We start from the raw sequence: 6,461 nt of genomic DNA, 5'->3' as shown, positions 1-6,461 counted from the left end.
CGTTTTCGGTGGGGTAATATAAAAACCCTTACCCGCCCCGAAAACGCCTTGTAGGGCGTTTCTGGGGCGTTTACAGCCCTTTCTTAAATTCCTCCACCAACAGATCGCTCAAAGCCTGTGATGGGCGTATTTTGACCGTTATATGCCCCTCCGGTACGGTGTCCCACCATTTGCGGATCGTTTTCGGATCAAGTCCGGTGTCCCTATGACAATCGGCCTTGCGTCCCTCTGGATGCTCCTGCCGCCACGCATAGACTTGCGCTTTCTTTTCTTCTGCCCCTTTTCTTCTCCATGTGCCGCCAGGATAATCCACTTCCTGCACCGCCCTTGCTCTTTTCAAATGCTCTTTCTGTGATCTACCATTCCTCTTGTTGCGCTCGATGCGAACATCGGTCAGAGCTTCAATATCGGAAATCGTGAAATTGTAATACTCCTTGTCGTAGGCTTCCAGCGCACTCCGTATATCTTCCTCGGTCAATGCGTTCTCATGCTTCACCATCTGCAGATCATCAAAAGCCTCTTTCATATCCTGCCGGAGCTGCTGCTTCGACACACCGCATTTGTAAGCATAGATAGCAAGGCACATCAAAAAGAAATACCGATGCCCGCCCTTTATCTCTCCGATCTGCCGCAGCCACCAATGGTAGAGCGCATACGGATCATCACCATGCACCTTTCCGGCAATATCCCACTTCTTGCGTCCTTTCTCGCCTCTCACAACAACACGCTCATACCACTCCGGATATGCCTCCCTCGCCTCAGCTCGTGTCATTTTGGATGGGCTGAAAGGCTTATTGACATCCACCCTGTTTTCTGGCTTTGCGTAGGCGTTCAGATAATCCAGCGTTACCCGTTCTCCGGTACGGAAAGCGACCAGCTCCGTCCCATGCTTGTCATTGATGCTGCCCACCATGCGGAAGCTCTGATTGATGGATTGATACTGGATCGCCTTGACCTGCGAAGTGCTGCCATACTCCCATAGCCGGAAAGTGAGGTCATATTTCAGACTTTTAAGCTGAATTTTTATATTCGGGTATAGGTCAATCGGCTGCTGGAAAACATAGTAGATATGCAGCCCTGTCCCCGACAGAACAAGGAAAGTCGGCATCGGCAACCGGCGCACTCGCTCCGGATCGCCGCCAAAGCGCAGAAAGAGGTTGCGCAGCTCGGCAAGACCTACGCCATCCAGATCGAAGATCAGAGCATACATCCGCTGGGCGTTCTCCAGCCTGTTCTCCTTTCTGCGATATGCAAGACCGCTGCACAAAGTAAGGCTGTTCCCCTCGACAAACTCCATGTAATCCTGTTCCCATGTGTCGTTATACATCTTCCTGCGCCGGAGCTTCTTATCCTCGCTCTGTTCGTCCCGATACAGATACACAGCGTTCGGATGGGAAAAATCCGTGTGCCGTTCTCCGGAGTTCTCATTGTCCGGAAACAGCTCTTTATAAAACTCATAGCCTCCGACCTCCGGATATTGTGCGCTCAAATACTCGTAGCAGCCTCGATAATTCTCGGTCATATTACCACCTCACAAAAGAAAAAGTACCAAAAAGAAAATCCGCTGCGGCGGGGATCGCCTGCGGGCGGGAAGGGGGAAAAGGGGGAGCAAAAGAGCGGCGGCTACGCCGCCTTAAAGAGAAAGTCACCTCCCCCTTTTCCCCCTCGCTGCGGGGCATTGAAAGTGCCGCCACTATGGAAAACCCGATGGGTTTACCACAGTGGCTTGGAAAACCTCTAACGAGGTTTACCACACTTCCAACACCCCTCCGCTCACCCCCCTTTTCCCCTCCGACTTTCTCCCTTTCAGAGAGAAAAAATATAGGTTGGGAGTACCCTTACAGGGGGCTTAGATTATCAATACAGCAATTCCCTATTTTCAGTTGTTATTATAGCCTGTCCGAAAGAGATTTTCAAGCCCTCCGGACAGGCTTCTTTTACAGCTCCATGCCGCCCATTCCTCGCTGGTGCTGCTGTTGCTCCTGCTGCTGTCCAATCTCCGGATCGGGCAGCAGCTCCCTCGCCTTTTCAAGCAGAGGACGCAGACGCTCCGGCAAGTGTTCTTCCAAGAAGTCCAGCATCCGACCGATGCCGTCCGTCAGACGCTCGGTGAAGCTGCGTTCCTCCTGCAGCTCGGATTGCAGATAATAGTTTTCATCGCGCAGCCTCCGGTTTTCCTGTTCAAGCCTCTGCTGCCGCTGCGCTTCTTCCAGCCGCTTCTTCATGGACGGCACCTGTGACCGCAGACGGGTGTTTTCCTCCGTCAGCTCCTGTACCTTGTGCCGATCCGTCACGCTGCGCAGTGCCATTTTCTTTAGCTGCTCGACCTGATCCACCGTCACGCCCTTTACTGCCCCTGTGAGCGTCTTTTCCGGCTGAATATCATGCAGGGGTGCATTTACCCTGTCAGCCTCCTTTAAGAGCCGCACAGTGCCTTTCAGAGCGTCCCGCTGCCGTTCCAGCTCAGCAACCTCCCGCTCTACTGCCGCTGTCTGCTGCTGCACCGCTTCCAGCCTCGCAGCCGCTTCCTTGAACTGCGGCAAGTCCATGTGCGGTCTGTTCGTGCCGAGAGAGATAATTTCAAAATCGTGCCGCTGGGCGATCTCCGTCAGAGCTTCTTTCTCCCGTTCCATCCACGCCGCCCATTCGGTCTGCTTTCTGCCGACACCGACAAACCCCTGCTGCTTCAATGCCTGTTTCATAGATACCCTTGTAGAAAGTCCTCTTGACTGCTCCGTTGCCACAGGGATAAAATCGACATGGAGATGGGGCGTTGCCTCGTCCATGTGCAGCACCATATTGAACACCCGCAGATGGGGGTTGCGTTCTGCAAAAGACTCCGCAAAATCTTTCAGAGCTGCCGCCGCCCGTTCTCCGTCCGGCGTACCGCACCCACAGTCGCTCATGTTGCCGATCTGGAAGATCGCTTCATGGAACAGCTTTTCCTGTTTACTCTGCCGGATATGCTCATAGTAGTCCGGTATCTTATCTCTCGTTTTGGTTTTCTTTGCGTTGTAGGCTGCGAGAGCTTCATCAAAGACCATATGATAGACCTGCTTCAGATCCTCGTTGCAGAAAACAATGTTCTGCTCCGTCCGGCTCCGGTCTACATTCGCCGCTGAGAAGCTGCGGTTGTTGTGCCGGATGCTCCCTGCACCTGTCATACCCGAAATCGTAACTCCCATAAAATCGCCCCCTTTCCGCTTATTCTTCCGTCCTCTATTTTATCATAAATTTCCGCTAAAAACAACCTCTTTGTTACTTTCTGGTGAGAAAGTAACGCAAAAGCACTTTCACACCGCCACCCCATCGGTGCAGCGGTGTGAAAGTGCTTTGCGCCCCTAAAGGGGAGGGGTTGCCGGAGCTGCTTCACTGCCGGCTCGTGCCTGCTGCTCTGCCAGCTCCGGAGGGGCGCTGCCCCTGCCGTCTGCGGACGGCTCCCCGACCTTCATCCCACCGATAAACTGGAATTGTCTAAAATAGTAAGGCCGTACCGCTTACTATTTTTTCTTTTACTGCTGAAACAGTATCTTTGATTGAATGCGTAGTTGTATCTATAACATTTAATTCATAGATTCCTAAATTGGAAAATTGATTCCACATTGTTTCAACTAATTCAATATTTGTTTCTCTGTCTAACTTTGAGCGTTCGATAGCTCGCTTCATAGTTTCTTCTTTACTTGCCCTTAGTGTACTTCATAATGCTCTTGAACAATGTTGAGCCACGGCTCTAAAAACCACGGTCCTACAATGCCATCTACAATTACATCATATCCACCACGAGCATATCGCTTCGCAGCTTCTAAAAACGCTTCAATGACAATCAAATTTTGCTCATTTGATTCTGGCAAATGCGGTGGTAATCACTCCTTCTTAATTACAAATTTTTAGCATCTAATTTAACTTCAATTCCTATTATACAAAATTTTAAGATACTGCACTAAAACGATTTTTTTAATACAATATTGTTGCCACACTTAGGACATTTTCCTACAAGGGGTCCCGAGCGCTTAGTGGGAATTTGTACCCCTTATCGATACAAATTCCCCGTAGGCGCTAGGGACCTCTTTAGCTCCTTGGAAGCTGTCAGTAGTATACCTAATAATTTATCTACATTCCCTTTAGTAACGTGTAACTTTCCAAATTTACAAAAGCGACTCATAGAATTATTTCCTCCCGTTAAATAATAGATAACTATTAAAAATAGACAATACTTGCTCATAAGTAACGGTACTTAAATTGTTTACTTTGGCGTGTTTCATTGCTTGATGAAACTGATTTTTAGTAAACAGTTGACGATATTCTCGATTGACCCATTTTGAAACAAAGTACGTATATAGCTTCCAATATTTATCTGGAACATCTGTGGTATGGCGGGTAAGTTTTATTAAGACACTGTTTACTTTTGGTTTAGGATGAAAGCATTCCGCTGGCAGCTTAAGCAATTGCTGAATCGAGACTTGAGTGTGCAAGAGCAACCCTAGTGTTCGGTGAATATCCAAGGTACGCTTGTAGAATCCTTCTTCAACAATCAGATAGATGTCAGACGCATGGCTTTCAAAAACCACTTTTTTAATAATTTGTGTGCTTAAATGGTAAGGAATACTCCCAACAATTTTATACCTCTGTTTGTTAGGGAATTGAAACTGTAGAATATCTTGGTGAATTAAAGTGACACGAGTATTCAGTTTTAATTTTTCTGACGATAAGTTGAATAGATGACTGTCTAATTCAATAGACGTTACCTGTTTACTTATTTTAGCCAGTTTCGTCGTTAAATGCCCTTTACCTGTTCCAATTTCGTAAACGGTATCGGTTTCTTTTAAATTCAATTGTTTTATTATTTGGTTGAGTACTTTTTCACTCGTTAAAAAGTTTTGAGAATATTTTATATTTTTGTTCATGTATTGCCCCTTTACTCAAATAATGATAAAAGTCATCTGTGTGCATATGCACAGACTTTTCCAAATCTGATTCTTTTGCAACAACAGATGCCGTTGTAGTTTTTCCTGTCCCCGGCGCACCTGTGATTACAATAATTCTACCTTGATTCATCTATATTTTACCTCCACAAATTCCCGATTTGTCGTTCTGTTTAGTCCCCAAAGAACCTACTAAACCAGCTACGCTTTTGAACCGGTTCTGTCTCACGCTCCGGCTGATCGGCTCCGGACTTGCCGGAAAGAAGCTGCTGATGCATTGTCCCAGCATGGAGAGCCTGGGCCGCTGCCGCAGTCTGCTGTGCCGTCACCAACGCCGAGCTGACCTCCGCCAACCTTGCGTTCAGTTCCTCGATCTGCTTGTCCTTTACAGCAAGTTGCTCGCTTTTCCGGTCTAATTCTCCCTGCAGCATAGCGATCAAAGTGGTTTCGCAAGTTTCGCAACTTGCTTTCGCCTGTTGCGAAACTTGCTTTCGTTCAACACCTAAATAATGCTGATATATGGCGGTTTTTTGACTTTCGCTGATTGCGAAACTTCCTTTCGCATCTTTCGCAACATGGTTTCGCCTACACCATGCACGAACTGCCTGTTCCGACACGCCACATTCTATTGCAATTTCCGTTATTACACCCGCCAAATATCATCACCACTCTTTCATCCGGAGTTAATCTCAAAACAAATCGCTATGAGATCCCGTCCTTATCAATTTCAAAATCAAAGTCTGCCGAACAACTTTATAGACCAACAGCCAGTCCGGCTCGATGTGACATTCTCTCATGTCCTTATAATTTCTGGAATTAGTGAGAGCATGATCTCGATACGCCTCCGGCAACGGCTGCTCGTTACACAACAGCGTGATCACTTCCTCCAACTTCTTCGGATCGCAGCCTCTCTTGATCGCAAGCTTGTAATCTCGTTTGAACTGCCCCGAAAACTCCGGCTTAAGCATTCAGCGCCTCCATCAGATCTGCAACGCTATCAAACGGACCATACATATCCTCTCCCTTTTCTGCCGCCTCCATCGCCGCATAGGTAACAGCATTCGGCTCGTCAACCTTGACTTCAAAGGGAAGTCCATGACACCTAAGTGCCTGTCGATAAAAAATACCCGTTGCCGTACTCAAATCCATTCCGAGGGACTTAAAGAGAGCTGCCGCCTGTGCTTTCAGCTCCGGCTCCATTCTTATCGTCATATTTCCTTTAGCCATAATAGCACTCCTTTCCTCGTCATTTTTAGCTTGCACTAATATTATATTCAATATTCGTGACATTTGCAAGTGCATTGCAAATGTTTTTTTGCAACTTTTCTATGAACAGTGCTTTCTATATGCTAACACCGCAGCGTGTACATTTAGGGGGTGAAAAAGCCTTATTTCGCGCGGTTTTCAAGCCTCGTTTTCGGTGGGGTAATATAAAAACCCTTACCCGCCCCGAAAACGCCTTGTAGGGCGTTTCTGGGGCGTTTACAGCCCTTTCTTAAATTCCTCCACCAACAGATCGCTCAAAGCCTGTGATGGGCG

Annotated in this window: 9 protein-coding genes; all 9 read right to left on the bottom strand. The window is 47.6% G+C overall.

Annotation, left to right across the window (positions count from 1 at the left end; translation table 11 throughout):
* Positions 1 to 70: 70 nt before the first annotated feature.
* Complete coding sequence (locus CAGA_RS12380) at positions 71 to 1,522, bottom strand: hypothetical protein (RefSeq protein ID WP_199488597.1); 1,452 nt, start codon at positions 1,520 to 1,522, stop codon at positions 71 to 73.
* 415 nt (positions 1,523 to 1,937) lie between these two features.
* Complete coding sequence (locus tag CAGA_RS12375; protein WP_015517767.1) at positions 1,938 to 3,185, bottom strand: plasmid recombination protein; 1,248 nt, start codon at positions 3,183 to 3,185, stop codon at positions 1,938 to 1,940.
* A 289-nt stretch (positions 3,186 to 3,474) separates the two neighbouring features.
* The gene (locus CAGA_RS13035) at positions 3,475 to 3,666 is read right to left on the bottom strand and encodes a hypothetical protein (RefSeq protein ID WP_430393581.1); all 192 of its coding nucleotides are present in this window, start codon (positions 3,664 to 3,666) and stop codon (positions 3,475 to 3,477) included.
* A 20-nt stretch (positions 3,667 to 3,686) separates the two neighbouring features.
* The gene (locus CAGA_RS13030) at positions 3,687 to 3,851 is read right to left on the bottom strand and encodes a hypothetical protein (protein WP_430393582.1); all 165 of its coding nucleotides are present in this window, start codon (positions 3,849 to 3,851) and stop codon (positions 3,687 to 3,689) included.
* Between the two features lie 315 nt (positions 3,852 to 4,166).
* Complete coding sequence (erm(B), locus tag CAGA_RS12355; protein ID WP_002292226.1) at positions 4,167 to 4,904, bottom strand: 23S rRNA (adenine(2058)-N(6))-methyltransferase Erm(B); 738 nt, start codon at positions 4,902 to 4,904, stop codon at positions 4,167 to 4,169.
* Positions 4,861 to 5,055, bottom strand: coding sequence for a zeta toxin family protein (locus CAGA_RS12350; RefSeq protein ID WP_430393583.1), 195 nt, complete (start codon positions 5,053 to 5,055; stop codon positions 4,861 to 4,863). Before CAGA_RS12350 ends, erm(B) begins: the two co-directional genes overlap by 44 nt.
* 40 nt (positions 5,056 to 5,095) lie before the next feature.
* On the bottom strand, positions 5,096 to 5,578 hold the full coding sequence (locus CAGA_RS12345; RefSeq protein WP_076917214.1) for a hypothetical protein: 483 nt from the start codon (positions 5,576 to 5,578) through the stop codon (positions 5,096 to 5,098).
* A gap of 33 nt (positions 5,579 to 5,611) precedes the next feature.
* Positions 5,612 to 5,890, bottom strand: a complete 279-nt coding sequence (locus tag CAGA_RS12340) for a type II toxin-antitoxin system YafQ family toxin (protein ID WP_021632616.1) — start codon at positions 5,888 to 5,890, stop codon at positions 5,612 to 5,614.
* The gene (locus tag CAGA_RS12335) at positions 5,883 to 6,149 is read right to left on the bottom strand and encodes a type II toxin-antitoxin system RelB/DinJ family antitoxin (protein WP_033119556.1); all 267 of its coding nucleotides are present in this window, start codon (positions 6,147 to 6,149) and stop codon (positions 5,883 to 5,885) included. Before CAGA_RS12335 ends, CAGA_RS12340 begins: the two co-directional genes overlap by 8 nt.
* Between the last annotated feature and the right edge of the window lie 312 nt (positions 6,150 to 6,461).

Origin of the sequence: Caproiciproducens galactitolivorans, assembly GCF_004768785.1 — a bacterium.
Classification (GTDB): domain Bacteria; phylum Bacillota; class Clostridia; order Oscillospirales; family Acutalibacteraceae; genus Caproiciproducens; species Caproiciproducens galactitolivorans.
This window is presented reverse-complemented; position numbering and strand designations above follow the sequence as displayed.